Annotated in this window: 1 protein-coding gene; it reads left to right on the top strand. The window is 41.4% G+C overall.

Features of this window, described 5'->3' with window-relative positions; translation table 11 throughout:
* Positions 1 to 233, top strand: a 233-nt coding sequence (locus tag D0T87_RS24015) for a hypothetical protein (RefSeq protein ID WP_163178704.1), incomplete at its 5' end; no start/stop codon positions are given.
* Positions 234 to 314 lie beyond the last annotated feature (81 nt).

Below are 314 nucleotides of genomic sequence, written 5' to 3'. Positions count from 1 at the left end.
AATCATTCAAGAGTTATGCCGGATGTCCGCTCTCTGTATCAGCTTGGAATGAGGAGAAAGAGAATCCTAAAAAAGGACCTTCGGCTCCATTGCATGTATTGTTGTACCGCGCTTTCGGTTGGGAAGATACGATGCCGGTATTTGCTCATCTGCCTTTGTTGTTGAAACTTGTTACGTTTGTTCCAGAATCGCATGTCGAAGTTGTACGGGAAGCATTGTTTAATGCAGGGTAAATCTAGATTGATTGGAAGTGGACAACTTCGTTACCTTATGTAGATGCAGTTTCATTGTTTCACACATTACATCAAGATTAT

Source organism: Bacteroides sp. 51, assembly GCF_010500965.1.
Lineage (GTDB): Bacteria > Bacteroidota > Bacteroidia > Bacteroidales > Bacteroidaceae > Bacteroides.
The sequence above is the reverse complement of the archived record's forward strand: the minus strand, read 5'-3'. Positions and strand labels throughout refer to the sequence as shown.